The 26,036-nt window shown below is 70.8% G+C and carries 24 protein-coding genes; 7 read left to right on the top strand and 17 right to left on the bottom strand.

The features are described from left to right. Window positions 1–9: 9 nt before the first annotated feature. From flgH to HNR76_RS12500, 8 genes are all read right to left on the bottom strand, one after another. Entirely contained in the window at window positions 10–693 is a 684-nt protein-coding gene (flgH, locus tag HNR76_RS12535) for a flagellar basal body L-ring protein FlgH (RefSeq protein WP_162311640.1), read from the bottom strand. A gap of 31 nt (window positions 694–724) precedes the next feature. Beyond that, complete coding sequence (flgG, locus tag HNR76_RS12530) at window positions 725–1,510, bottom strand: flagellar basal-body rod protein FlgG (RefSeq protein WP_162311639.1); 786 nt, start codon at window positions 1,508–1,510, stop codon at window positions 725–727. 347 nt (window positions 1,511–1,857) lie between these two features. Then, window positions 1,858–2,610 carry a flagellar basal body rod protein FlgF gene (locus HNR76_RS12525; protein WP_162311638.1) on the bottom strand — a complete coding sequence of 251 codons (753 nt, stop codon included), beginning with the start codon at window positions 2,608–2,610 and terminating at the stop codon, window positions 1,858–1,860. 85 nt (window positions 2,611–2,695) lie between these two features. Beyond that, window positions 2,696–3,952 (bottom strand): flagellar hook protein FlgE, encoded by a 1,257-nt coding sequence (gene flgE / locus HNR76_RS12520; protein ID WP_162311637.1) that lies wholly within the window; start codon window positions 3,950–3,952, stop codon window positions 2,696–2,698. Window positions 3,953–3,993: 41 nt separating this feature from the next. After that, entirely contained in the window at window positions 3,994–4,662 is a 669-nt protein-coding gene (locus HNR76_RS12515) for a flagellar hook capping FlgD N-terminal domain-containing protein (RefSeq protein ID WP_162311636.1), read from the bottom strand. Between the two features lie 11 nt (window positions 4,663–4,673). Beyond that, complete coding sequence (flgC, locus tag HNR76_RS12510) at window positions 4,674–5,081, bottom strand: flagellar basal body rod protein FlgC (RefSeq protein WP_162311635.1); 408 nt, start codon at window positions 5,079–5,081, stop codon at window positions 4,674–4,676. A 17-nt stretch (window positions 5,082–5,098) separates the two neighbouring features. Further along, entirely contained in the window at window positions 5,099–5,512 is a 414-nt protein-coding gene (flgB, locus tag HNR76_RS12505; protein ID WP_162311634.1) for a flagellar basal body rod protein FlgB, read from the bottom strand. A gap of 466 nt (window positions 5,513–5,978) precedes the next feature. Continuing rightward, complete coding sequence (locus HNR76_RS12500; RefSeq protein ID WP_162311633.1) at window positions 5,979–6,926, bottom strand: chemotaxis protein; 948 nt, start codon at window positions 6,924–6,926, stop codon at window positions 5,979–5,981. A 116-nt stretch (window positions 6,927–7,042) separates the two neighbouring features. Here HNR76_RS12500 and flgA point away from each other — a divergent pair, with 116 nt between their 5' ends. From flgA to HNR76_RS12480, 4 genes are all read left to right on the top strand, one after another. Next, on the top strand, window positions 7,043–7,693 hold the full coding sequence (gene flgA, locus HNR76_RS12495; protein WP_246429132.1) for a flagellar basal body P-ring formation chaperone FlgA: 651 nt from the start codon (window positions 7,043–7,045) through the stop codon (window positions 7,691–7,693). Window positions 7,694–7,797: 104 nt separating this feature from the next. Beyond that, window positions 7,798–8,103, top strand: coding sequence for a flagellar biosynthesis anti-sigma factor FlgM (flgM, locus tag HNR76_RS12490; RefSeq protein ID WP_162311632.1), 306 nt, complete (start codon window positions 7,798–7,800; stop codon window positions 8,101–8,103). A gap of 4 nt (window positions 8,104–8,107) precedes the next feature. Further along, complete coding sequence (locus HNR76_RS12485; protein WP_162311631.1) at window positions 8,108–8,452, top strand: flagellar protein FlgN; 345 nt, start codon at window positions 8,108–8,110, stop codon at window positions 8,450–8,452. Window positions 8,453–8,579: 127 nt separating this feature from the next. Next, window positions 8,580–9,728, top strand: coding sequence for an ATP-binding protein (locus HNR76_RS12480; RefSeq protein WP_162311691.1), 1,149 nt, complete (start codon window positions 8,580–8,582; stop codon window positions 9,726–9,728). A gap of 199 nt (window positions 9,729–9,927) precedes the next feature. Here HNR76_RS12480 and HNR76_RS12475 read toward each other — a convergent pair whose 3' ends face one another. Together HNR76_RS12475 and HNR76_RS12470 are read right to left on the bottom strand one after the other, a co-directional pair. After that, window positions 9,928–11,646 carry an EAL domain-containing protein gene (locus HNR76_RS12475; RefSeq protein ID WP_425501813.1) on the bottom strand — a complete coding sequence of 573 codons (1,719 nt, stop codon included), beginning with the start codon at window positions 11,644–11,646 and terminating at the stop codon, window positions 9,928–9,930. Then, complete coding sequence (locus HNR76_RS12470) at window positions 11,643–13,658, bottom strand: PAS domain S-box protein (protein ID WP_246429131.1); 2,016 nt, start codon at window positions 13,656–13,658, stop codon at window positions 11,643–11,645. The genes HNR76_RS12475 and HNR76_RS12470 overlap by 4 nt, the downstream gene beginning before the upstream one ends. Window positions 13,659–13,869: 211 nt before the next feature. On the opposite strand from HNR76_RS12470, the gene HNR76_RS12465 reads away from it, so the two are divergent. Then, the gene (locus tag HNR76_RS12465; protein ID WP_162311628.1) at window positions 13,870–16,668 is read left to right on the top strand and encodes a bifunctional diguanylate cyclase/phosphodiesterase; all 2,799 of its coding nucleotides are present in this window, start codon (window positions 13,870–13,872) and stop codon (window positions 16,666–16,668) included. Between the two features lie 558 nt (window positions 16,669–17,226). Here the strand turns inward: HNR76_RS12465 and HNR76_RS12460 are convergent. The 4 genes from HNR76_RS12460 to HNR76_RS12445 form a co-directional block, all read right to left on the bottom strand. Continuing rightward, complete coding sequence (locus HNR76_RS12460; RefSeq protein WP_162311627.1) at window positions 17,227–18,420, bottom strand: methyl-accepting chemotaxis protein; 1,194 nt, start codon at window positions 18,418–18,420, stop codon at window positions 17,227–17,229. 149 nt (window positions 18,421–18,569) lie between these two features. Next, entirely contained in the window at window positions 18,570–19,181 is a 612-nt protein-coding gene (hflD, locus tag HNR76_RS12455; protein WP_162311626.1) for a high frequency lysogenization protein HflD, read from the bottom strand. Window positions 19,182–19,228: 47 nt separating this feature from the next. Continuing rightward, entirely contained in the window at window positions 19,229–20,344 is a 1,116-nt protein-coding gene (gene mnmA / locus HNR76_RS12450) for a tRNA 2-thiouridine(34) synthase MnmA (RefSeq protein WP_162311625.1), read from the bottom strand. Further along, window positions 20,341–20,799: an NUDIX hydrolase gene (locus HNR76_RS12445; RefSeq protein WP_162311624.1), complete on the bottom strand. Its 459-nt coding sequence runs from the start codon at window positions 20,797–20,799 to the stop codon at window positions 20,341–20,343. The genes mnmA and HNR76_RS12445 overlap by 4 nt, the downstream gene beginning before the upstream one ends. Window positions 20,800–20,889: 90 nt before the next feature. Between HNR76_RS12445 and clpS the strand changes: the two genes are divergently transcribed. Both clpS and clpA read left to right on the top strand, forming a co-directional pair. Then, window positions 20,890–21,210, top strand: coding sequence for an ATP-dependent Clp protease adapter ClpS (gene clpS, locus HNR76_RS12440; protein WP_162311623.1), 321 nt, complete (start codon window positions 20,890–20,892; stop codon window positions 21,208–21,210). A 126-nt stretch (window positions 21,211–21,336) separates the two neighbouring features. After that, window positions 21,337–23,625: an ATP-dependent Clp protease ATP-binding subunit ClpA gene (gene clpA / locus HNR76_RS12435; RefSeq protein WP_162311622.1), complete on the top strand. Its 2,289-nt coding sequence runs from the start codon at window positions 21,337–21,339 to the stop codon at window positions 23,623–23,625. 91 nt (window positions 23,626–23,716) lie between these two features. Here clpA and infA read toward each other — a convergent pair whose 3' ends face one another. The 3 genes from infA to HNR76_RS12420 form a co-directional block, all read right to left on the bottom strand. Beyond that, window positions 23,717–23,935: a translation initiation factor IF-1 gene (gene infA / locus HNR76_RS12430; RefSeq protein WP_162311621.1), complete on the bottom strand. Its 219-nt coding sequence runs from the start codon at window positions 23,933–23,935 to the stop codon at window positions 23,717–23,719. Between the two features lie 77 nt (window positions 23,936–24,012). Next, the gene (gene aat, locus HNR76_RS12425; RefSeq protein ID WP_162311620.1) at window positions 24,013–24,762 is read right to left on the bottom strand and encodes a leucyl/phenylalanyl-tRNA--protein transferase; all 750 of its coding nucleotides are present in this window, start codon (window positions 24,760–24,762) and stop codon (window positions 24,013–24,015) included. Window positions 24,763–24,838: 76 nt separating this feature from the next. Then, a complete protein-coding gene (locus HNR76_RS12420; RefSeq protein ID WP_162311619.1) occupies window positions 24,839–25,969 on the bottom strand; it encodes a GNAT family N-acetyltransferase in 1,131 nt (376 codons plus the stop codon). Window positions 25,970–26,036 lie beyond the last annotated feature (67 nt).

Below are 26,036 nucleotides of genomic sequence, written 5' to 3'. Positions count from 1 at the left end.
ATAAGGACCTCAGTACGGCGCCAGCCGCGAGTTGAAGAAGCGGCCCAGCCAGCCCATCGCGTTGGACTGGGCGATGGCGCCGCGGCCGCCGTAGACGATGCGCGCCTCGCCGACCCGGCTGGACGGCACACTGTTGTCGCGGGCGATGTCGGCCGGGCGCACGACGCCCTGGATCTGCACCAGCTCGTCGCCCTGGTTCAGGCGCAGGTTCTTCTGGCCCTGGACCACCAGGTTGCCGTTGGGCAGGCGCTGGATCACGCTGACCGTGACGCTGCCCTGCAGGCGGTTGCTCTGGCTGCTCTTGCCCTGGCCGTCGAAGTCGCGCTCGGCGCTGGCCGAGGCGGAGAGGATGTCGCGGCCGTTGTAGGTCACCGGCGCGCCGAAGATCTCCGGCGCGCCCATGCTGATCCCGCCGCTCTTGCCCACCTGGGTGCTGGCACTGGTCTGGGCGGTGGTGGACTCGACCAGGGTAATGGTCAGCAGGTCGCCCACGTCGCGGGCCACCCGGTCCGCATACAGCGACAGCCCCGGCCCGGCCTGGTATATGGCGCCGGGCGTGGCCGCCACGCTCGGCGCGACCACCGGCACCACCGGGGCCATGGGCGGGTAGGGGCGCACGTCGCCGGCGGCCACGCAACCGCCGAGCAGCGCGGTGGCGGCAAGCACGGCGGCGGTACGGAACGGGAGGTTCATGGCGCTCTCCTGCGGCGCGGCGACGCGCGCGTCAGACGTTGTTGTTCAGGTAGCCCAGCATCGAATCGGTGGTGGAGATGGCCTTGGCGTTCATCTCGTAGGCGCGCTGGGTCTCGATCATGCTCACCAGCTCCTCGACCACGTTGACGTTGCTGCCCTCCAGTGCGCCCTGTTCCAGCAGGCCCAGGCCATTGAGGCCGGGCGTGCCGTTCTGGGCCGGGCCGGAGGCGGTGGTCTCCACGTACAGGTTCTCGCCCCGGGCCTGCAGGCCCGCGGGGTTGATGAAGTCGGTCACGCTCAGCGCACCCACTTCCAGCGCCTGCGCCTCGCCGGCCATCTGCACGGTGATGGTGCCGTCGTTGCCGATGGTCATCGACTGCGCGCCCTCGGGGACCTGGATGCCCGGCTGCACGGGATAGCCGCTGCTGGTGACCAGTTCGCCCTGGGCGTTGACCTGGAAACTGCCGTCGCGGGTGTAGGCCGGGCTGCCGTCGGGCATCAGCACCTCGAAGAAGCCGCGGCCGTTGATCATCACGTCCAGCGAGCGCCCGGTCTGCTGCGGGTTGCCCTGCTGGAAGTCCTTGGCGGTGGAGACCACGCGCACGCCGGTACCCAGTTGCAGGCCCGAGGGAAGCTGGGTCTGCGCCGAGGTGGAGCCTCCGGGCTGGCGGACCTGCTGGTAGAGCAGGTCCTCGAAATTGGCGCGGTCGCGCTTGAAACCGGTGGTGTTGGTGTTGGCCAGGTTGTTGGCGGCCACCGACATGCGCGTCTGCTGCGCATCCAGTCCGGTCTTGGCGACCCAGAGTGCCTGGTTCATGACGCGATACCTCGTGAGTCGGATTGACGCCGGGGTAGATGCATGCGGCGTGCCAAAGGGCGCCGGTCGGCCGGCGGAGGGGGCTGGTTGGCCCAGGGGGATGGCGGTTGCCGGGGGCTGCAGCCAAGTGCAACGGCCATGAGAGCTGGCTTCGGACGGAGCCGTCGTGCCACCGGGAGCATGGCGCAAGCGGTACAAGGATGTGCCACGGCCCCGAGTAAAGGCAGGAGGCCGTCCCCGAGGGGCCAAGCCATACCCGCGATGACGACGGCTCGCTTACCGAAGCAGGGAAGAACCGGCTTCCACGAGAACGCCCCGAGGAAGCGGCCGCACCTTGGGCCGGCGCCTCAGCCGCCGCTCAGCCGCAGCAGCGAGTTGGCCGCCTGCGCGTTGTCGTCGCCGCGCGAGATCACCTTCACCTGCATCTCGAACTGGCGCTGCAACTGGATCATCTGCACCAGCGCGCCGGCGGCATCGACGTTGCTCTGCTCCAGCGCGCCGGTGGTCATCACCGCGCCGGGCGCCTGGGCCAGCGGCGCCTGCGGGTCGACGTTGCGCATCAGGCCATCCAGGCCGCGGGCCAGCCGCTCGGGCGCGGCGGCCACCACCTTCAGGCGGCCGACCTCGGCCATGGTGTCGGCGCCTTCGCCCAGGGGCACGATGGAGATCGTGCCGTCCTGGCCGATCTCCAGCGCCTGGTGGGGGGGCAGGGCGATGGGGTTGCCCTGTTGGTCGAGCAGCGGCCGGCCGCCGGCGGTGACCAACTGCCCGTTCGGGGTCAGCGACAGGTTTCCGGCGCGGGTATAGGCCTCGCCGCCGTCGGGCGCCTGCACCGCCAGCCAGCGCTCGGCCTGCAGCGACACGTCCAGCGGATTGCCGGTGACCTGCTGCGCACCGATGCGCCCGTCGAAGCCCTGGTCGATGTGCATGGCCGCCGTGCGCGAGGCATGGCCGGGGCCGCGCACCGGGAATGCCTCGGTGTTGGCCAGCGCCGCCTTGAAGCCGGCGGTGTCGGCATTGGCCAGGTTGTGCGAGACCGTGCCCTGCGCCTGCAGCGTGGCGCGCGCGCCGGTCATGGCGATGTAGAGGGCTTTGTCCATGGGAGCGCGGTTCCGGGGGGCGGGATGCGTCCGGGCGGGCCGGGGGAACGCCTATGTCCGCCCCGGCTTCCGGCTCGCGGCGTCGTCAACGGATGTTGAGGACGGTCTGGGTGGTCTGGTCCTGGGTGGAGATCATCTGCGCGTTGGCCTGGAAGTTGCGCTGGGCCACGATCATGTTCACCAGTTGCTCGGTCAGGTCCACGGTGGACGACTCCAGCGCGCCGGACTGGATCTGGCCGAAGTCCGAGCTGTCCGGCGTGCCGGTGCGCGGCGTGCCGGAGGAGTAGGTGGCGCCCCACATGTTGTTGCCCTGCGACTGCAGGCCCTGCGGGTTGACGAAGGTGGTCAGCGCGATCTGCCCCAGGGCCACGTCGTCGCCGTTGCTGTAGCGGGCGAACACCACGCCGTCCTCGGACACGCTGATCTCGCTCAGGCGGCCGCTGGCGTACCCGTCCTGGTGCACGTCGCGCAGGGCGAAGGTGCTGCCGTACTGGGTGCTTCCGGTCACGTCCAGGGTGAGGTTCAGCACGCCCGCGCCGGTGGTCGGGGTGTACGGGTCCATGGCCACCTGGCCGTCCGCCGGCAGGACGAGCGCGCCGGCGTCGGAGAACTGCAGCAGGGACGGCGCGCCGGCGGGGGCGCCGTCGATGAAGTTGTGCACCTCCCACTCGTTGGGGTTGCCGGTCTTGACGAAGTACGAGGTCTGCACGTGGGCCACGCCCAGCGAGTCGTAGACGGTCACGCCGCCGCTGGAGGCGTTGTAGCTGTTGGGGTTGGCCGGGTCGAACGGGATCGGCGTCGGCACCGTCGCCGGCGGCACGGGGGGCGTGGCCGGCTGGCTGGCGTTGCCGGGCAGGGTGACCATCAGGCTGATGCTCTCGGTCTGCCGCGGCGGGCTGTCGGTGGCCAGCAGTTGCAGGTCGCTCAGCCGTCCCACGTCGAAGCCGTTGCCGCCGGCGTTGGGCGCGAACACCTGCAGGCGCGAGCCGTCCGGGGTGACCACGTAGCCCTGGCTGTCGGTCTGGAAGTTGCCGGCCCGGGTGTAGAGGACGTTGCCGTTCTTGTTGACGGTGAAGAAGCCCTCGCCGTCCACCGCGAAGTCCAGGCTGCGCCCGGTCGGGTCGATGTTGCCCTGCGAGAACTGCTGGGCGACGTTGCTGATCTTCACGCCGGTGCCGATCGCGTTGCGCGACAGGCCGTAGGTCGTGTACGAGAACAGGTCGGCGAACTCGGCCCGCGATTCCTTGAAGCCGGTGGTGTTGACGTTGGCGATGTTGTTCGCGGTGACGTTCAGGTCGGCGTTGGCCGCGTTGATGCCGGACAGCGAGGTGTTGAAGCTCATGGCGGACTCCTGCGGGAGGTCGTGCGTTGGACGGTGGCGGCTCAGCTCACGCGGAGCACGTAGTCGAGCGGGACGGTGCCCAGGCCGGGCAGGTCGAGGTAGAGGCCGTCGGTGCCGACGGTGACGCTGTCGACCCGGCCCTTGACGTAGGTGTCGAGCTTGGTCGCCGTACCGTCGGGGGCGACGTGCCGGGCGCCGATGCCGTAGCTGCCGGCGGCCAGGCGCTCGCCATCGGCGCCGGTGCCGTCCCAGGCGAAGGCGACCTCGCCGGCCTTGGTGGCGGCCACGGTGAACTCGTGGACCTTCTGGCCATTGGCGTCGGTGACCTCGAAGACCACGTTGCCCGAGCCGGGCGCGGCGACCGCGCCGCGGACGCTGCCGTCCTCCTCCAGCGACAGCTTGGAAGAAGGCACCAGCACCTCGTGGCCGACCAGCGCCGCGCCGCGCAGCACCTGGTCGTTGCCCAGGGAGGCGGAGAAGCCCTGTACCTGGGTGTTGAGCTCCTGGATGCCCTGCACCGTGGAGAACTGCGCCAACTGGCCGAGGAAGGCGCTGTTCTCCATCGGCTTGAGCGGGTCCTGGTGCTGCAACTGCTCGGTCATCAGGCGCAGGAAATCGGCCTGGCCGAGCGCGTCGTTCTTCTTGTCGGCCTTGCCCTGCGGGGCGGACAGGCCAAGGCTGCTGTAGACGTCGGAAGCGATGCTGCTCATGCGCGGGGTCCTCAGCGGCCCATGGACAGGGTGGCCAGGGCGAGTTCCTTGGCCGTGGAGATGACCTCGACGCCGGCCTGGTAGCTGCGCGAGGCGGAGATCAGGTTGACCATCTGCGCCACCGGGTCCACGTCGGGCGCGAACACGTAGCCGTCGGCGTCGGCCAGCGGGTGGCCGGGCTCGTAGCGGCGCACCGGCGGCGCGTCGCTCTGCACGATCTCGCGCACGCGCACGCCGGTCAGGTTGGGGTCGCTGGCGCTGGCCTGGGCCTGGAACACCGGCTCGACCGGCCTGTAGACCTGCTCGGGGGAACCGGCCACCGAGTCGGCGTTGGCCAGGTTGGAGGCGATGGTGCTCAACCGCACCGACTGCGCCTGGAGCGCGGAACCGGCGACGTCGAAGATGGGCAGGTTGCTCATGGATGTCCCCTTGGCCCCTATTGGCCGGTGATCGCGGTGAGCATGTTGCGCACCTTGGATTCGAGGAAGCTCAGCGAGGCGCGGTACTCCAGCGCGGCGCGCCCGTAGGCGGCGCGCTCGGCGTCCGGGTCCACGGTGTTGCCGTCGAGGCTCGGCTGGCTGGCCTGGCGGGTGAACTGGAACGGCAGGCGGCCGGTGTCGATGGCATCGGACAGATGGCGTTCGTTGGTGGTGGCCATCCCGTTGCCGTCCTGGAGGCCCATGCGCTGCTGCCGGGCCGAGTCCAGGGCGGCGTTGAAGTCGATGTCCTGGGCCTTGTAGCCGGGCGTGTCGGCATTGGCCAGGTTGCTGGCGATCAGCTTCATCCGCTGCTCGCGCAGGGGCAGGGCGTCGGCATGGACCCCGAAATAGGAAGAGATCGGATTGGACATGGCGCCTCCGGGCGAACCGTTGCCAGGGCATAGGCAAGCGGCGTGCCAGGACGGGGTTCCGACGGCAGCGGGGGGCGGCCATCCTGGCCCAGGTGCGAAGTCGTCGACTGACGCCGGCCTGCAGGGAAAGGCCGATCGGAGCGGGGGGCCATGGCAGAGCCGGGCACGGCCAGCGGCTGCCATTCCCGCCCTTCGGATTACTTATAAATATCTTATATATCAGTATATTGAGATATATTCTTTATCTAAAATATAGGGTAAGAAATGACCGGGACGTGGCGCCCTGGGGGCTGCGGCAAAGGTCAAGACATGGATGTTCTGCGACCCCGAGCAAGCGCAGGACGTCCCCGAGGATGGACACCGGGGGCGCCACGTCGCCATCCGGAGCCGACACCCATCCCGCTCCTGCCGCGACGGCTCCGTGCTTTCCCACCAACGCCTTGGCCTCAATGGCCCCGCAAGCCCTTCAGGCCCTCTGCGCCACCTGCCGCAGCCGCGTAAGGACGTGCTCGGCCAGCTCGTGCGGGCTGTACTTGGCGACGAAGGCATTGGCCCCGACCCGCTCGACCATGGCGTTGTTGAACACGCCCGACAGCGAGGTGTGCAGCAGCACGTAGAGGCCGGACAGGGCCGGGTGGCGCCGGATTTCCGTCGTCAGGGTGTAGCCGTCCATGGCCGGCATCTCGATGTCGGAGATGATCATGGCGTAGCGCTCGGTCGGATCCTCGCCGCTGGCGTGCACCTGCAACAGGTGGTCCAGCGCCTGGCGGCCGTCGGACAGCAGGGTGACGCCGACTCCGAGCTGGTCCAGCACGCTGCGGATCTGCTGCCGCGCCACCCGCGAATCGTCCGCCACCAGCACCTGCATGGGCGGCGCGTCGGCGGGCAGCGACATCTCCGGCGCCAGGACCGCGTCCATCCGCGCCTGGGTGATGTCCGACAGCACGCTCTCCACGTCGAGCACCTGGATCAACTCGCCCTGGAAGCGCGTGACCGCGGTCAGGTAGGTGCTTTCGGCGCCCAGGTCGGGCGGCGGGTGGATGTCCTCCACCGCGATGTTGACGATGCGCTCCACGTCGCTGACCAGGAAGCCCTGCACCGAGCGGTTGAACTCGGTCACCACCAGGTACTGGGTGGCGCCGTCCTCCCCCGGGGCGCCGCGCTCGGGATGGCCGATGGCCATGCCCAGGTCCAGCACCGGCACCGAGCGCCCGCGCACGTCCGCCGCACCGGCGAACTGGGCCGGCAGCCCGGGCAACTGGAACAGCGGCGGCTGGCGCAGCACTTCCTGGACCTTGAACACGTTCACGCCAAAAAGCTGACGCCCGCCGAGGCGGAACAGCAGCAGCGCCAGCCGGTTGTGGCCGGCCAGGCGGGTGCGCTGGTCGATGCGGTTGAGCAGGTTGTGGGCCATGCTCCCGGTATCGGCGCCGCGCGCGGCCGCTTGAGGCGCCGCCGCGCGGCCCCGGGTCCGGCACGCGGCTTGCATCGAGCCGGGTGGATTCACGTGCCGATCCGGCCGAGGCTGCCATGACCCTGCTGCGCTGTGCGCTCATGTTCCTGCTGGGACTGCCGATGACGATGGCACTGGCCGCCGGCGGCTTCCAGCCGGTGGAGTCGATCCGCGCCGCCGCGCTGGGCGCGGTGGCCGGGGGCCAGGCCGAGGTCAACCTGGACCCGGCGCTGCGGATGCCGGCCTGCGGCCAGCCGCTGCAGGCCCAGCAGGCCTCCTCGGGGACGGTCGAGGTGACCTGTCCCAGCGGCTGGCGCCTGTTCGTGCCGGTCAAGCTGCGCCGCAGCCAGACCGTGCTGGTGCTGTCGCGCGGGGTGGCGGCGGGCGAGGCCATCCCGGCCGATGCGCTGGTGGCCGAGACCCGCGATGCGGCGCGGATCGCCGGCGCGGCGCTGGCCGACCCGGCGCAGGCCGCTGGCAAGATCGCGCGGCGGGTGCTGCCCGCCGGCACCGTGCTGGCGTCCGGCGACCTGGCCGCGCCGCGGCTGGTCAGGCGCGGCGACCAGGTGGCCCTGGTCTCGCGCCGCGGCGGCGTGGAAGTGCGGGTGGCCGGCCGCGCCCTGGGCGATGCCGGCGAGAACGAGCGCGTGGCGGTGGAGAACCTGTCCTCCCATCGCATCCTGCAAGGCCGGGTGGGACCGGGCGGCGACGTCCTGGTGGCCCCCTAGCAGGCAGCCATCAGGCAGCCATGAAGTTTTTTGTGACTTCCCTCTAAAGTTTCCCTCCAGCCCAGCCGATACTCCCGGCGTACCCCGTTCAAGGACTCACAGCGATGAGCCAGAAGATAGAAGGTGTCCCGCCCCCCGCGGTACGCAGCACCGGCCCGGTAGGCGGCCATGTTGCTCCCGCCGGCGCGGACCGTTCCGGCCCGGTCGAGGCCACCCAGGCCGGCGACAGCCTGCGCCTGACCGGCGAGGCCACCGGCCTGCAGGCCCTGCAGCGCGAGCTGTCGGCCGCCCCGGCCGTGGACAGCGCCCGCGTGGCCGAGGTCAGGCAGGCGGTGGAGTCGGGCAGCTACCGCATCGACCCGGCCAGGATCGCCGACCGCATGCTGGAAATGGACCGCCTGCTGGGCTGACCGCATGAGCGCCCTGGCCACCAGCGATGCCGCGCTCGACCGCCTGGCCGCCGCCCTGGCCGAGGAGCGCCGCGCGTTGCTCGACCACGACATCGAGCTGCTGGTGCGCTCGACCCAGGAGAAACTGGCCGCCCTGCGCGAGCTGGAGACCGACCTGCCCGACGGCCTCGCCGAACGCCTGGTCGAACTGGCCGAGAACAACCGCAGCAACGGTGCGCTGCTCGCCCGCCGGCGCCGCGAGGTCAACTGGGCACTGCGCCACCTGGGCCGCGCCGAGAGCGCGCCCGAGTACGACGCGCAGGGCCAGTCGCAGCAACTCCAGGCACGCCGCGACCTGGCGGTGGTCTGACCCGCGCGTTCGCCGTCCGCCGGGCAGCTAGAATCGGGCCAGGCTTCCATCCCCCAGCGCCGTGACCGCACCCCCCGAAAACATCCATACGCTTTCCCCCGGGGCGCTCGACGCTCTGCGCGCGCGCATGCTCGAAGGCGTGCTGCTGTACGGCGCCGACGGGACGCTGCTGTACGCCAACCCGGCCGCGCACGCCATGTGCAAGGCCTGCTATCCGCGCGACCTGGAGCACGGCCTCACCCTCGAGCTGCTGGTGCCGCGCGACGCCTTGCCGCAGGCCCGCAGCCAGGGGCACTGGGGCGGGCACCTGTCCTTCGGCCAGGGCTCGATGCTGCTGGTCCACCTGTATTTCACCGAGGAGGGAGGCGACCACTACCTGGTGCTGATGCAGGACCTGCAGCGCATCCGCGCCTACGAGCAGGAACTGCTGCGCCGCCACGCCGAGCTCAACGTGCGCCTGACCGCCGCCCAGGAAAAGCTGCTGCAGGCCGAGAAGCTGGCCTCCATCGGCCAGTTGGCCGCCGGCGTGGCCCACGAGATCAACAATCCCATCGGCTACGTGCATTCCAACCTGGGCAGCCTGCAGGAATACCTGCACAGCCTGTTCGCCCTGATCGACGCCTACGAGCGCGCGCTGCGCTCGCCCGACCCCAAGGCGATGCTGCCGGAGATCGACCAGACCCGCTCGCGCCTGGACATCGACTTCATCAGCCGCGACCTGCCGCAGTTGATGACCGAGTCGCGCGAGGGCATCGAGCGGGTGACCCGGATCGTGCGCGACCTGAAGGATTTCTCGCGCTCCGAGCGCGACGAGTCGTGGAAGCTGGCCGACGTCCATGCCGGCCTGGAATCCACCCTCAACATCATCTGGAACGAGCTCAAGTACAACACCACCCTGGAAAAGGACTACGGCACCCTGCCGCCGGTGGAGTGCCTGCCGTCCGAGCTCAACCAGGTGTTCATGAACATCCTGATCAACGCCGGCCAGGCCATCGGCGAGCGCGGCAGGGTGCGCCTGAGCACCGGGCACGAGGGCGACGAGGTGTGGATCGAGATCGCCGACAGCGGCCCGGGCATCCCGGCCGAGTCGCTGCAGAAGATCTTCGATCCGTTCTTCACCACCAAGCCGGTGGGCAAGGGCACCGGGCTGGGCCTGTCGATCTCCTACGGCATCGTGGCCAAGCATCATGGCCGGATCGACGTGGCCAGCACCCTGGGCGAGGGCTCGCGCTTCCGCATCGTGCTGCCGGTACGCCAGCCCAAGGCGGCCGCCTGAGCGCCCGCGGCCCGTAGCACTTTCGCCGTGGGGGCCGGCATCGTGCCGGGACGCCGCGGCCAAGGGTCGCCGGCGCAATGCCGACTCGCCAAGTCGCCACCTGCGCGAGACCGGCCATTACCGGCCATTCGGCTGTTGCAAACCGCTTCAGCCGCTGCGAGAGGCTTCGTGGCGGCAGGCCCTGCGCGGGCTGATGCCGTCAGCCCACCACGTCGCCGCGCATCGGCTGCCGCTCCTGGTGGGTGCGGAAGGCCTGGCGGATGTGCTCGCGCAGCTCGTCGTCGTTCCAGGGCTTGGTCAGGAAGCGGTAGATCGCGCCGCGGTTGATCGCGTCGGTGACCGTGGCCAGGTCGGTGTAGCCGGACAGCACCATGCGCACCGTGTCCGGGTAGAGCATCTTCACCCGGCCCAGGAACTCGGTGCCGCTCATGTCCTGCATGCGCTGGTCGGACAGGATCACCTGCACGTCGTTGGTGGCCAGCAGGTCGAAGGCGTCGCGCACGTTGCCCGCGGCCAGGATGCGGTAGCCGTCGCGGCGGAACAGGCGCACCAGCGAGCGCAGCACGTTCTCCTCGTCGTCCACCAGCAGCAGGGTCAGGTCCTGCTTGCTGGTGGCGAACAGCTCCGGGCGCAGGTAGCGCCGGCGCAGGGCCATGCCCGCGGCCTCGGGCGGCATCGGCTCGCCGAACAGGTAGCCCTGGAACACGTCGCAGTCGCTGCGCCGCAGGTAGCCCAACTGGGCCTCGCTCTCCACGCCGTTGGCGATCACCTTCATGTTGAGCTGGTGGCCCATGGCGATGATCGCGCGCACGATCGCGGTCTCGCGCTCGCCGGCCGGGGCGCTGCGGATGAAGCTGCGGTCGATCTTCAGCATGTCCACCGGGTAGCGCACCAGCGCGCTGAGGCTGGAATCGCCGGTGCCGAAGTTGTCCAGGGCCAGGCCCACGCCCTCGCGCCGGAGCATGGCCAGCCCCTCGTAGACCGGGGTGACGTTGGCGGCCAGCGCGCTCTCGTTGATCTCCAGGACCAGGCATTCGGGCGGGATCGCGCTCTTGCGCAGGCGTTCCAGCACCTCGTCTGTGAAGCCGGGCCGCAGCAGTTGCAGGGTGGAGACGTTGACCGCCACGAACAGGTCGTCGAAACCGGACTCGCGCCACAGCCGCAACTGGGCGATGGCGTTGTCCAGCACCCAGTCGCCGATCTGCACGATGACGCCCAGCCGCTCGGCGATGGGCATGAAGCGTTCGGGCACCATCAGGCCCAGGCTGGGCGACTGCCAGCGCAGCAGCACCTCCATGCCGACCACGCGCCCGTCGCGGGCGCTGATCTCCGGCTGGAAGCGCAGGCGCAGCTCGCCGTTGGGGATCGCATCGACGATCTGGCGGGCGATCACGCTCTCGTTGTGGACGTTCTGCAGGCTCGCACCGCCATAGAACTGGATCCGCTCGTCGCCGTGGCTGGCCTGGCGCGCCGCGGTCTCGGCCATGCGCAGCAGGGCGTCGGGCGCGCGCGCGTGCTGGGGGCACAGGCTGATGCCGGCCTTGGCGGTGAGGAACAGGGTGTAGGGCAGCACGCCCAACGGGGATTCGGTCTGGCGCAGCAGTTCCTCGGCCAGCGCCTCGGGCGAAGGCATGCCCGGCGCCAGCACGATCGCGGCCACGAACTCGTCGCTGCCGTGGCGCCAGATCCGCCCGCGCCCCTGCAGCGACTCGGCCAGCCGGCAGGCCAGCAGGTCCAGCGCCAGGTCGCCCACGTCCACGCTCATGTTCTCGTTGACCGAGGCGAAGTGGTCGATGTCCAGGTGGACCACCATCAGCGGCGGACCTCCTTCGGCGGCCTGGGCGACCATGGCCGCCAGCTCGGGGTTGCCCGCGCCCAGGCGCGGCGGGATATCGGCGAGGGGGGGATGCATCATCATCGGTGCGGGCCGTCGGCGGCCGGTCGCGGCGCGTAGGGCAGTTGCAGCCGGATGCGGGTGCCGCCGCCCGGGGCGGTGCCCATGCGCAGGCGGCCGCCGGCGCTCTGCGCGCGCTCGCGCATGATCACCAGGCCCAGGCCGCGGGCGCGGGCTGGGTCGAAGCCGCGGCCGTCGTCCTCCACGCTCAGGCACAGGCCCTCGTCGCCGTCGTCCTCCAGCGCCAGGCGGATGGCGTCGGCGCCGGCGTGGCGCAGGGCGTTGGTCAACGCCTCCTGGGCGATGCGGAAACAGGCCTGCTCGATCTCGCGCTCGGGCCTTCGCGGCAGCGCATGGATATCCATCTCCAGGCGCACCGGCGAGTTGCGGAACAGCCCGCCGGCATGCCAGCGCAGCGCCGCTTCCAGGCCCAGCGCGTCCAGTTGCGGGGGGCGCAGCAGCATCGACAGGTTGCGCAGCTTGTCCAGGGTGGCGTCGGCGGTGGCGGCGATGTCGTCCAGGTCCTCGCGGCGGCGGGCGCCGTCCTCCTCGCCCATGGCCGCATGGGCGGACAGCTTCATCGCGGTGATCGCCTGGCCGATGTCGTCGTGCAGCTCGCGCGAGATCGCGCGGCGCTCGTCCTCCTGCACCGAGAACAGGCGCCGGGCCATGGCCTGCAGCTCCACGTTGCCGGCGGCCAGGGCATCGCGCATGCGTTCCGGCTCGCTCAGGTCGCGCACCAGCAGCAGCTTGCAGGCCTGCCCGCCGTAGCGCGCCTGCGCGCGCGACAGCGCGGCGCGGAACGTGCTGCCGTCGGCGCGGCGCATGCGCGGCGGGCTTTCCAGCGCGCCGCCGCCCTCCAGCCAGGCGTGCAGCGCGGGCAGGTCGGGCGGATCCACCAGGTGGGCGAGCGATTCGCCCAGCAAGGCCTCGGACTGGCAGCCGAACAACCCGCCGCAGGCCGGGTTGGCGTAGAACACGCGCTCGCCGGCGAGGATCATCACGCCGTCGGGGAGGATCCGCACCAGTTCGCGGAACTGCTGCTCGCGTTCGTCCAGCAGGCGCCGGGTCTGCTGCTCCTCGGTCACGTCCTGCACGGTGCCGCGCAGGGTGCGGCGGCCGTCCTCGTCGATGCGCTGCGCCCGCACCCGCAGCAGGCGCTCGCCGCCGCCCGCGCCCAGGAACGGCAGCAGCACGTCCATCTTCTGCAACTGCCCGCACGCCAGTTCGTCCAGCAACTGGTCCAACCGTGCCTGGCTGGCCGCATCGGCCGCCACCAGCACGTCGCCCAGCTCGCGCGGACGGTCGTCGGCGATGCCGTGGCCCAGCAGGTGCAGCAGGATCGGGCAGAAGCGGCCGCGACGGCCGGGCAGGTCGATTTCCCAGGAGCCCAGCCGGGCCAGGCGCTGCGCCTCCTGCAGGCGCGCCATGGCCTGCTCGCGCGCGCGTTGCGACTGCAGTTCGCTGGTACGGTCGGACAGCACCATCAGCCGTCCGCGGTCCTCGCCGCCGCCGCGCGTCAGGTCGGTGCTGCGCAGCTCGACGTCGCGGAAGCTGCCGTCGCTGACCCGCAGGCGCTCGATCCGGGCATAGGCCAGCCCGGGCGCCTGGCGGATGGCCTCGGCGCCGGCCTTGAAGCATTCCAGGTCCTCAGGCGGCCAGAGCATGAACATCTCCATGCCGCGCAATTCGCCACGCGACCAGCCCAGGAACGCGCTGGCGGCCTGGTTGGCGTCGACGATCCGCATCGAGGCCGGCTCGTAGATCCACATCGGGTTGGGGTTGGCCTCGAACAGCTCGCGGTAGCGCGATTCCGAATCCAGCGCCTCGTGCTGCGAGCGCAACATGCGCTCCACCAGGGATCGCAGCAGCAGGTACAGCAGGCCCGCGGTGGCGGCGATGTAGAAGCCGCCCTTGAGGGTCTGCAGGTGGGTGATGGCGGCCGGGTCGGGGATGAGGGCGGCGAGGACACGGTCGCTGAATACGATCCACAGCACGCCCACGACCAAGTAGATCAGCGGGATCCGCCAAGTCATCGCCCGGGCGTGCGCGCCCGGCCCCGGCAAGCCGGGGGCCGGCCGCGCCGGGGGCATGGAACCGGCCTGTCGTTGCATCCCGCTCCCCTGCCAGACGGAGGCCAGGAAGCATAGCAGCGCCGCGTGCGCGATCCGCCCTCAATATTCGACCCGGCTTGCCGTTATCGACACGACGGGTCCGACAGGCGGACCCCGCTATGGAGTGCACGGCGTGGATGCGGGTGCGATCGCCAGCCTGATGCAACACCCGATCAACAGCGCGTTGCTGGTCCTGGACCGGGACGGGCGGGTGTTGGCTGCCAATCCGGCTGCGCAGGCGCTCGGCCTGCCACAGGCCGCGCTGCGCTACGCCCAGCTCCTGCAGGACCTGCGCCAGGCCCTGGCCGAGGACGTCCAGCGCACCGTGCCGTGCAGCCTGCCCGGGCCGGAGCACCGGCTCGACGGATGGATGCGCGCCGTGCGCGCGCCGGAGGGCGGGGTGCTGGCTTACACCCTGAGCATTCCCGACCCCGACGGCTCCAGCCGCTGGCAGGTGGCCCTGGACAGTGCCGGCCACGGCCTGTGGGACTGGGACATCGGCGCCAACCGCATCTTCCGCTCGGACAGTTGGCTGGCCATGCTCGGCTACACCGCCGAGGAAGCGCCGGAAAACGGCCTGGAAACGGCCCTGGCGCTGGTCCACCCGGACGATATCGAGCGCGTGCGCGCCAGTGTCCAGGCCCACCTGGACGGGCGCGTCGGCGCCTACGCCTGCGAGCACCGCGTGCGCCACCGCGATGGCGGCTGGCGCTGGGTCCGCGACAGCGGCCGGGTGGTCGCCTGGTCGGCCGATGGCCGGCCGCTGCGCATGGTCGGCACCCACACTGCGGTCGACGAGCAGAAGCAACTGGAGGAACGGCTGCGGCGGCAGCAGGCGCTGCTGGAGGAAATCCAGCGGCTGGCCGGCATGGCGTCGTGGTCGTGGGACCCGTACACCGACACCGGCTGGTGGCCGCAGGATCTCTATCGCCTGCTCGGGCAGCCCGTGCGCGCCCACGACTCGGCCCGCGCCTGGCTGCGGCGCCTGCCGCGCGGGGCCGCCGCGTCCCTGCGCCGCGCCTGGCGGCGGATGCGGCGCGACGGCGAGCCGCTGAACTTCGACCTGGAACTGCGCGACGCGCAGGGCCAGCCGCTGCACCTGCAGGCCTGGAGCCGGCCGCAGATGGACGAGGACGGGCACATCGTGCGCGTGCTCGGCCAGGTCCAGGACGTGACCGCGCGCTGGCGCGCCGATGCGCTGCTGCGCTGGCGCACCGAGCTGCTCGACCGGGTGTCCTCGCTGGGCCACATCGGCGGCTGCGAGATCGAGCCGGGGACCCGCCGGGTGCAATGGACCGACGAGTGCTACCGCCTGCACGGCCTGCCGCACGGCCCGCTGACCCTGGACGACGCCCTGGCCCTGTACACCCGCGAATCGCGCGAGACCTTCGAGGCGGCGCTGGCGCGGCTGGCGGCGGGCGGCCCCCCGGAGCAACTGGAACTGTGCTTCTACCGCCAGAACGGGCGCCGCGCGCGGGTCCAGGTGCTGGTCGAGCTGGATTGCCGCGACGGCCTGCCGCCGCGCTTCGTGGCCCTGTACCGCGACGTCAGCCGCGAGCTGGAGACCAGTGAGCGGATCGAGCTGCTGTCGCACTACGACCTGCTCACCGGCCTGCCCAACCGCTTCCTGCTGCGGGTCCAGGCCGAGGAGGCCATCGCCGCCGCCCAGGACCGTGGCGAGACCGGGCTGGCGCTGCTGCTGGTGGACCTGGACGGCTTCAAGAGCATCAACGATTCCTTCGGCCATGCCGCCGGCGACGCCATGCTCAAGGCGGCCGCCGGCCGCATGCACCACACCCTGCAGGGGGGCGACCTGTTCGGCCGCCTGGGCGGGGACGAGTTCATGGTCGTGCTGCGCCGGCCGATCGACGGCTCCGAGGCCGAGGAGGCCGCGCGCCGCCTGATCGCCGCGCTGTCCGAGCCGCTGGCCTTCGGCAGCGAGCACCTCAAGGTCGGCGCGAGCGTGGGCATTGCCCTGCTGGGCCACGACGGCGAGGGGTTCGACGACCTGCTGCGCGCCGCGCATGCGGCCCTGCGCGTGGCGCGCGAGCGCGGGCGCAACGGCTGGCAACTGCATAACGAGGAGATCCATCGCCATACCCGGCGCCGGCTGGAGATCGAGCATGCCCTGCGCGGCGCGCTGGAGCGCGAGGAACTGGCCCTGGTGTACCAGCCGCAGGTCTGCGTCAAGGGCGACCACCCGCCCGGGATCGAGGCCCTGCTGCGCTGGCATTGGCCGGGCGGCCCGTGCCATCCGGGCGAGTTCATCCCCATCGCCGAGCAATGCGGCGAGATCGTCCGCCTCGGCGAGTGGGTGATCGCCGAAGCCTGCCGCCAGGCCGCGGCCTGGCACGCGGCCGGGCTGCAGTTCGGCCGCATCGCGGTCAACGTCTCCGGCGTGCAGTTGCGCGACCGCGGCTTCGCCGACCGCGTGGTGGCCCTGTGCCAGCGCGCCGGCTGGCCGCCGGCGCGGCTGGAACTGGAACTGACCGAGTCGGCCCTGATCCTGGACAGCGACAACCTGCGGCACTGCTTCCAGGTGTTCGAGAACCACGGCGTGCAACTGGCCGTGGACGACTTCGGCACCGGCTTCTCCAACCTCCACTACCTCAACCGCTTCCCCGTGCAGCGGCTGAAGATCGACCGCAGCTTCGTCGCCGACATGCTCAGCGACACCAATGCCGGCGAGGTCACCCAGGCCATCGTCCACCTGGGCCATGCACTGGGCATGCGGGTGGTCGCCGAGGGCGTGGAAACCCCGGAGGAACAGGCCCAGCTCAAGGCCTGGGGCTGCGACGAAATCCAGGGCTACGTGTATACCCGTCCGCTGCCGCCGCGCGAACTGGCGCAGTGGCTGGCGCGCCAGGCCAACGAGGCTCCCGGCACGCCGGCCTGGCTGGGCGAAACCCCGCTGCACGCGCAGGTACGCTGACACCGCGATACGCCGTAACGCGCAGCTTCCACACGCGGCACGAAGGGGGCGTCGTCGGTGCCATTGCCGTCCGGGAGATGCCGCCAGGGGCCGGCGCTGCGTACCGCGCCCCATCGCCCTCCCTCCCGCGGCGCAGGCCGGTATCAGCCAGGGTGGCGAGGATCGCCTGCGCCGCTTCCGGAGGGACTCTTCCCCCCGGCGCCGCTTTCAGCCTGGACCGGGCCGGCCATGTCCCACGCGAGGCAGGCGTCCAGCGGGTCGGGTCGGGTGCTGGGCGGGGCCAGGCGTGCGGCCTCGTCCAGCTCCTGGATGGCCATCTCCTCCATCCGCCTCAGCACCCAGGGCAGGGGGGCGGAAGCGGTCCGCGACTGCACCGGAGTCCGGCGCATGGGTCCGGCGGTGAAGCGTCCAGGGGAAGAAGGCCCCTGGCTCACGGCGATGCCGGCCATTGGTGCATGACGGCCGTTGCGGCGGACGAACGCACGGACCCCGGTACGGAACCGGGGTCCTGGTCGCTTCGCAGCGGGAAGGACGGCATGGCCAGCGTGCCCATGCCGCCTAGAACAGTTCCACCGTGCCCGCGCCCATGGTCTGCTGGGTGACCGGCTTGTGCGGCGGATGTTCCCATTCCCCGCGCAGTTCGCTCAGGCGCTGGCCCAGCCGTTGCAGGGCGCGCAGCATGTCGTCGTCGCAGGCGCCGTTGCTGCGGTGGAGCAGTTCCTGCAGGGCCAGGGCCTCGCGGTTGATCGCATCCAGCCGGTCCAGGTGGACGTGGGCGCCGCCCAGGGCCTGCGTGGCGATGTCCTCGAACTGCAGGGCGCGCACCGCCTCGGCCACGGAGCCGTCGATGGCGCGGCCGCACTCGGAGATCTCGCGCATGCCGTCGCCCAGCGAGCTGTTGATCGCGGCCACGTTCTGCAGCATCTGCGCCGCCTCGGCCCGCGCCTCGCGGGAGCGGTCCAGGTCGCGCGAGGCCATGTGCGAGACGGTGTCGCGGACCTTGGCGATGGCGTCCTTGGAGCTGTGCGCCAGCTTGCGGATCTGCTCGTTGAAGGTGGTCGAGCGCTCGGACAGGTTGCGCACCTCGTCGGCCACCACCGCGAAGCCGCGGCCGGCCTCGCCGGCGCGGGCGGCCTCGATGGCCGCGTTCAACGCCAGCAGGTTGGTCTGGTCGGCGATCGACTTGACGTCCTCCAGCAGGGCGAAGATGCCGTCCAGGTGCTGGGCCATCTGGTCGATGTGCTGCACGGTGGTGGTGCTCTGGCCGGATACCTGCTCCAGCGCCTCCACGAGTTGCTCCATGCGCGAGCTGGCGTGCTGGGCGAAGCGGGCCACGTCCACGCCGCCGGCGCCGTCCTGGTCGGCGATGATCCGGGCCATCGCGCCGCTTTGCTGGCGCGACTTGCGGTTCATCTCCTCGAAGCTGCCGCCCAGGCCCGCCACCGCCTGGCGGATCAGGTCGCGGGCACGCTCGACTTCATGCCGCGAGCCGTCGATCTCCTTGCCCACGAAGGTGCGCAGCTCGCCGAGCAGGTGTTCCTGCTCGCGGACCACCCGCAACTGCTCCGGCGAACGCGAAGGCGAGGTCGGGCCGCGGAACAGGAGCCAGGCGGCAAAGCCGAACCAGCTCAGGGTCAAGGTGGTCAGGATCGCCCAGCGCATCGGCGCCGGCCAATCGAAGCCCACGGCGATGGGGGTGAGAAGGGTCAGCACCAGCGGTGCGGCCATGCGGATAAGCAAACGGGAGTCCATGGGTGATCTCGGCGGAGCCTCGTTCGCAGTATCGGCCGCATGGCGGGGGCCTTTAATGGAAGCGGGCCGCGTGAAGACCGCGCGACGATCGATGCGCGCGCCGGGAAACCGACGCCGGCGCCGAACGCGAGGGCCGCGGCGAGGCTGGATCAGTCCAGGTGCCGCGCCACCGAATCGAGCATCGCCCGCCGTGCCAGCAGGAACTGCCACTGGTTGCCGCCCACTTGCCGCCACAGCAGGGCCGAGCGCACCGCCGCCAGCAGCAGTGCGCGGATCTCCGACACCACGCCGGGCTGGCCCAGGTAGTGCGGGTTGCCCTGGACCATGATCCGCGGCCGCAGGTTGCTGATGGTGTCCGCGTACAGCGCGCCCAGCGCCGACAGCACTTCAGGATGGGTACTGTCCAGGGCCTCGGCCTGCGGCGCGATCGCGGCGATGCCCGCGGCGACCGCGGCCACGATCTCCGGCTCGCCCGAGAAGCGGCGTTCCAGTTGCACCGTCGCCAGGGCCAGGCGCGGCAGCAGCGGGTCGTCGCCGCGGCTGGACAGGTGGTTGGCCAGCAGGCGCAGGCCCGGTGCCAGTGCGCGCGCGCCGCCGTAGACCTCGGCGGTGGAATCGGCATCGATGCGGAACACACTGTCCAGCACTGGCCGGGCCGCGGCGGTCTCGCTCTGTCCGGTCTCGGCGATGCGCCGTACCTGGCGCAGCGCCTGGGCCAGGCCGGCCAGCGCCAGCACGCGGTCGTCGTAGGGAGGATTCATGCCGCGCATTCTACCCGGCACGCGCCACCCGCAGCCGGGCCTGCGGCTCAGCGCCCGGGCACCGGCGCGTCGGTGGACTCGATCACCGCGCCGCCCAGGCAGGCGTCGCCGTCGTACAGCACCAGCGACTGGCCGGGCGTGGCCGCGCGCTGCGCGCGCTCGAAACGCACCGTCAGGCTTCCATCGGCGTTCGCCTGTACCTGGCAGGGTTCCTCGCGCTGCCGGTAGCGCACCTGCGCGGCGCCGTCGAACGCGGCCGCCGGCGGCCCGCCTTCCACCCAGTGCATCGCCTCGGTGCGCACCGTGCGCGAGAGCAGCCAGGGACTGTCGCACGCCTGGTCCACGTACAGCACGTTGCCGGCCACGTCCTTGGCGACCACGTACCAGGGGGCCGCGGCACGGCCGCGCACGCCGCCGATGTTCAGGCCCTCGCGCTGGCCCAGGGTGAAATAGAACACGCCCGGATGCTCGCCGACCTTCACCCCGTGCGGATCGCGGATTTCGCCCGGCTGTGCCGGCAGGTATTGGCCGAGGAAGCTGCGGAAGTCGCGTTCGCCGATGAAGCAGATCCCGGTGGAATCCTTCTTGGCATGGGTCGGCAGGCCGGCCTCGCGCGCCAGCCGCCGCACCTGCGCCTTGGGCAGGTGCCCGATCGGGAACACGGTGGCCGCCAGTTGCCGCTGGCCGAGCTGGTGCAGGAAGTAGCTCTGGTCCTTGTCGCGGTCGGCGCCGCGCAGCAGGCGCCAGCGGCCGCCGGCGCGCTCCACCTGCGCGTAGTGGCCGGTGGCGATGCGCTCGGCGCCCAGTTCGCGGGCCGCGTCGAGGAAGTGCTTGAACTTGACCTCGCGGTTGCACAGCACGTCCGGGTTGGGCGTGCGCCCGGCCGCGTACTCGGCCAGGAAGTGCTCGAACACGCCGGCCCAGTATTCCCTGGAGAAGTCGCGGAAATGGAACGCCATGCCCAGCCGGCCGCACACCGCCACCGCGTCGCGGCGGTCCTCCTCGGCCCGGCACTGGCCGCTGCCGTCGTCGTCCCAGTTCTGCATGAACAGCCCGGCCAGCGGCTCGCCCGCCTGGGCCAGCAGCAGGGCCGCGACCGAGGAATCGACCCCGCCGGAGACGCCGACGACGGTGCGCGGCGCATTGGTCGCTCCTGCGCTCATCCCAGGTTGCGCACCAGGTCGAGCGGGTAGCGGCGCCCAGAAAGCCAGTCGGCCACCCCCTGCCACACCAGCGGGCTGCGATGGCGGGCGGACTGGGCCTGCAACTCGTCCGGCGTCAGCCACAGGGCCCGTTCGATGCCCGTGTCCAGCGGCCGGCCCGGGTGGTGTTCCAGCGCCTGCCCGGCGAAGGCGAAGCGCACGTACTGCCCGCCGCCCGGCGCGGTCCACTGGTAGGCGCCGACGAAGGCTTCCACGCGGATGCGCCAGGCGGTTTCCTCCAGGGTCTCGCGCACCGCGGCCTGGGCCAGGCTTTCGCCCGGCTCCAGGTGCCCGGCCGGCTGGTTCAGCACCCGCTCGCCGGCGATCCGCTCCTCGACCAGCAGCAGCCGTCCCTCGCGGGCGACCAGGCTGGCCACGGTCACGTGCGGGCGCCAGGGGCGGGGGGAATCGGACATCGGTTCGGAAGCGGCCGGAAGGGCGGTGACGCATTGTCCGGCACCGTCTGCGACCGCGTCCATCCACGCACGGTCCGTATAATCGCCGCCATGCCCCGAACCCCTCGCCACGAACACGAACACGGCACCCTGGTCGATCCCGGCAAGCCGGCGGTGGCCCCGCCGCCGATGTACCAGGTGGTGCTGCTCAACGACGACTACACGCCCATGGACTTCGTGGTCGCGGTGCTCCAGCAGTTCTTCGCCCTGGACCTGGAGCGGGCCACCCAGGTGATGCTGCACGTGCATACCCGAGGCCGCGGCGTGTGCGGCGTCTTCACGCGGGAAGTGGCCGAATCCAAGGTGTCCCAGGTCAACGAATTCTCGCGGATGAACCAGCATCCGCTGTTGTGCACCATGGAGAAGGCCTGACCCCGCCGGCTGGCGCCGGCAGAGCCGGTCCGCCCGGCATATCCCTACCTGAACGCTTTCTTTCGCCGGGGATGTGGAATTCCGGTGGTCAGGCCGCATATTGTTGGCAAACCGCCGGAGTCCGCCATGTTCAGCAAAGATCTCGAACAGACCATCGGCCAGTGCTACAAGCGCGCGCGCGAAGCACGGCATGAATTCATGACGGTCGAGCACCTGCTGCTGGCCCTGCTCGACAATCCCTCCGCCCAGGCCGTGCTGCGCGCCTGCGGCGCCGACGCCAGCCGCCTGCGCGGCGAGCTGGACCAGGCCATCGAAGCCTCGGTCTCGCGCCTGGCCGAGGACGACGGCCGCGACACCCAGCCCACCCTGGGCTTCCAGCGCGTGCTGCAGCGGGCGGTGTATCACGTGCAGTCCTCGGGCAAGAAGGAGGTCACCGGCGCCAACGTGCTGGTGGCGATCTTCGGCGAGAAGGACTCGCACGCGGTCTACTTCCTGACCCAGCAGGACGTGACCCGGCTGGATGTGGTCAACTACCTCTCGCACGGCATCGCCAAGCTCGGCGACGAATCCTCCGAGAGCGGCCCGTCGGCCTCCGGCGACGGCGAAGGCCGGGCCGAGGGCGGCGAGGGCGAGGGCAAGACCGATGCCCTGGCCGAATACGCCACCAACCTCAACGACAGCGCCCGCGGCGGCAAGATCGACCCGCTGGTCGGCCGCGCCGACGAGATCGAGCGCACCATCCAGGTCCTGTGCCGGCGGCGCAAGAACAACCCGCTGTACGTGGGCGAGGCCGGCGTGGGCAAGACCGCCATCGCCGAAGGCCTGGCCAAGCGCATCGTCGAGGGCGACGTGCCCGAGGTGCTGTCCGACGCGGTGATCTACTCGCTGGACCTGGGCGCGCTGGTGGCCGGGACCAAGTACCGCGGCGACTTCGAGAAGCGCCTGAAGGGCGTGCTGTCGGCGATCAAGAAGATCCCCGGCGCGATCCTGTTCATCGACGAGATCCACACCATCATCGGCGCCGGCTCGGCCAGCGGCGGCACGATGGATGCCTCCAACCTGATCAAGCCGGCGCTGGCCTCCGGCGACCTGCGCTGCATCGGCTCGACCACCTTCCAGGAATACCGCGGCATCTTCGAGAAGGACCGCGCCCTGGCCCGCCGCTTCCAGAAGATCGACATCGTCGAGCCGACGGTGGGCGAGGCCTACGAGATCCTGCAGGGCCTCAAGCCCCGCTACGAATCGCACCATGGCGTGACCTACGCCGACGACGCCATCCAGGCCGCGGTGGACCTGTCGGTCAAGCACATCGCCGACCGCCTGCTGCCGGACAAGGCCATCGACGTGATCGACGAGGCCGGCGCCCGCCAGCGCCTGCTGCCGGAGGGCGCGCGCAAGGAGCTGATCGACGTGGAGGAAATCGAGACCATCGTCGCCAAGATGGCCCGGATCCCGGCCAAGCAGGTCAGCGCCACCGACAAGGACGTGCTCCAGCACCTGGAGCGCAACCTGAAGATGGTGATCTTCGGCCAGGACCCGGCGATCGAAACCCTGGCCTCGGCGATCAAGCTGGCGCGCAGCGGTCTGGCCAACCCGGAGAAGCCCATCGGCAACTTCCTGTTCGCCGGCCCCACCGGCGTGGGCAAGACCGAGGTGACCAAGCAACTGGCGCTGCAACTGGGCATCGAACTGGTGCGCTTCGACATGTCCGAGTACATGGAGTCGCACTCGGTGTCGCGCCTGATCGGCGCGCCCCCGGGCTACGTCGGCTTCGACCAGGGCGGCCTGCTCACCGAGAAGATCGTCAAGACCCCCCACTGCGTGCTGCTGCTGGACGAGGTGGAGAAGGCGCACCCGGACATCTTCAACATCCTGCTGCAGGTCATGGACCGCGGCGTGCTGACCGACACCAACGGACGCGAGGCCAACTTCAAGAACGTGGTGATCGTGATGACCACCAACGCCGGCGCGGCCCAGGCCGCGCGGCGCTCGATCGGCTTCACCCGCCAGGACCATTCCACCGACGCGATGGAGGTCATCCGCAAGAGCTTCAGCCCGGAGTTCCGCAACCGCCTGGACGCGGTGGTGCAGTTCCAGCCGCTGGGCTTCGACCACATCCTGCGGGTGGTGGACAAGTTCCTGATCGAGCTGGAGATGCAGCTCAACGAGAAGCAGGTGGCCCTGTCGGCCTCGCCGACCGCCCGCGACTGGCTGGCCCAGCACGGCTTCGATCCGCTGATGGGCGCCCGCCCGATGGCGCGGGTGATCCAGGACAAGATCAAGCGCCCGCTGGCCGACGAACTGCTGTTCGGCAAGCTGGTCGACGGCGGCCGGGTCAACATCGACGTGGTCGATGGGGAACTGGTGGTCGAGGCCCAGTCCGAGCCGGAGCGGCTGCTGCCGGCCACGGTCTGACCGGGGAGGGAAAGGCGGCGGACATGCAAAAGGCGGCCGATCGGCCGCCTTTCTTCGAACCGCCACCGAGGCCGAACGGCCCCGGGCGGACTCACTTCATGCGGTAGGTGATGCGGCCCTTGGTCAGGTCGTAGGGCGTCATCTCCACCTTGACCTTGTCGCCGGTGAGGATGCGGATGTAGTTCTTGCGCATGCGTCCGGAGATGTGGGCGATGATCTCGTGCCCGTTCTCCAAGCGAACCCGGAAGGTGGTGTTGGGCAGCGTCTCGGCGACAGTGCCTTCGAACTCGATGGAATCGTCTTTCGACATGCGGCTGGGATCTGCGCTTATTCGGGGCGTGAAAGGCCGGAATTCTATGCGAATGCCGCCAACAAAGCAAAAATGCGTTAACCCCGGCCCTGGCCGGCCAGCAAGGCGGCGGCCAGCTCGCCGAATTCCTCGCGCCAGTTCCACGCGCGTCCCGGCGCCTCGGCAAGCCGCGCCACCTCTTCCAGGAAGCGGGCGCGTGGCCAGCGTTCGCCTCCCAGCGAGAGCAGGTGCGGGTTTTCCACCTGCGCGTCCAGCAGCGGCCAGCCCCATTCGCGCAAGCGCCAGGCCAATGCCGCCAGGGCGGCCTTGGAACCGCCGGGGCGCGCGCTGAACATGCTCTCGCCGAAGAACATGCGGCCGATGGCCACGCCGTAGAGTCCGCCGGCCAGTCGCCCCTGTCCATCCCACACCTCCACCGAATGGGCATGGCCCAGCCGGTGCAGGCGCGCGTACGCCGCCTTCATCGCACCGGTGATCCAGGTGCCCGACTGGCCCGGGCGCGGGCTGTCCGCGCATGCGTCGATGACGGCGTCGAAGGCGGTGTCGGCCCGCACCCGCCAGCCGCTGCGGCGCAGGCTGCGGCGGAAGCGCTGGGACAGGCGCACCGCATCGGTGCGGAATACCAGGCGGGGATCGGGGCTCCACCACAGGATCGGCTGGCCCTCCGAGTACCAGGGGAATATCCCGTGCCGGTAGGCGTTCAGCAGCCTTGGCGCAGACAGGTCGCCGCCGACCGCCAGCAGCCCGTCCGGCTCGCGCAGCGCGTGCGCGGCGGGCGGGAAGGGGACGGAAGGATCGTCCGGCAGCAGGAACGGGCGTGCGCTCATGCCCGCGATTGTGCAGGCGGCGGCGCGGCCGGGCGAGGTATGCGCGGCGCGGCGGTTGCCGACGGGCCGACCGGGTTCAATCCCGCGCCCGGAACGGGCCGTGCGCGGCGAGGGTGTCCGCGTAGCGGCGCACCGCGCGGGTTTCCTCCTCGCACCAGCCCCGCAGCGCTTCGCGGAAACCCGGATGGGCGAGGTAGTGGCGGCTGCGCACGAACGTGGGCAGGAAGCCGCGCGCCAGCTTGTGCTCCCCCTGCGCGCCCGGTTCGAACCGGTCCAGGCCCTGTTCCAGGCAGTACTCGATGCCCTGGTAGTAACAGGTCTCGAAATGCAGCCCCGGTACGGCCGCCTCGCTGCCCCAGTAGCGGCCGTAGAGCGTGTCTTCGCCCCTCAGGCAGAAGGCGCCCGCGATCGCTTCGTCGTTATGTATAGCCAATATAATCAATATATTGCGAGGCATTTTTCGTGCAATATATCGGATGAATTCCAGGGTAAGCGCCGGGGCGTTGCCGTAGTCGCGGAAGGTGCGCAGGTAGAAGCGGTGGATCGCCTCCAGATCCTCCGGCGAGGCCTCGTCGCCATGCACCCGCCGGAAGCGGATGCCTTCCCGCCGGACCTTCGCCCGCTCCTGGCGGATGTTCTTGCGGTGCTTGTGGTCCATCGCCGCCAGGAACGCATCGAAGTCGGCCCAGCCGCCAGGGTTGCGCCAGTGGTATTGCACGTCGCTGCGAGGCAGCCAGTCCTGGCCGAACAGCGCGTCCTCCCCGGCGCCGTGGAAATTGACGTGGGCCGAGGACAGCCCATCCGCGCCCAGGCACTGCACCATCGCCGCCAGCAGCGCGCGCCGCGAAGGCTCGTCGCCGGCCAGCAGCCGCGGGCCGGTCACCGGCGAGTAGGGCACGGCGAACAGCCACTTTGGGTAGTAGTCCAGGCCCTGCCGCGCATGCGCCGCGGCCCAGGCGTGGTCGAACACGAACTCGCCGTGCGAGTTGGCCTTGAGATAGCCGGGCGCGGCGGCCGCAAGGCGCCCATCCCGCCACAGGGTCAGGTGGCGCGGCGTCCAGCCCCATTCCGGGCGCAGGCAGCCGCAGCGCTCCAGCCCTTCGAGGAAGGCGTGGCGCAGGAATGGATTGCGGCCGTCGTGCAGTCCATCCCAGGCGGCCGGATCGATGGCCGCCAGCGAGGACAGGCAGCGGACCTGCACGGTCATGCCGGTGCCGGGGAGGCCGCCGCGGGGCAGGGCGAACGCCCCCGCGGCTGCGCACGCCGCCGTGCCG

The sequence above is a fragment of the Pseudoxanthomonas broegbernensis genome, from assembly GCF_014202435.1.
Classification (GTDB): domain Bacteria; phylum Pseudomonadota; class Gammaproteobacteria; order Xanthomonadales; family Xanthomonadaceae; genus Pseudoxanthomonas; species Pseudoxanthomonas broegbernensis.
Note: the sequence above shows the minus strand (reverse complement) of the source record. Positions and strands in the feature narration are given on the sequence as shown.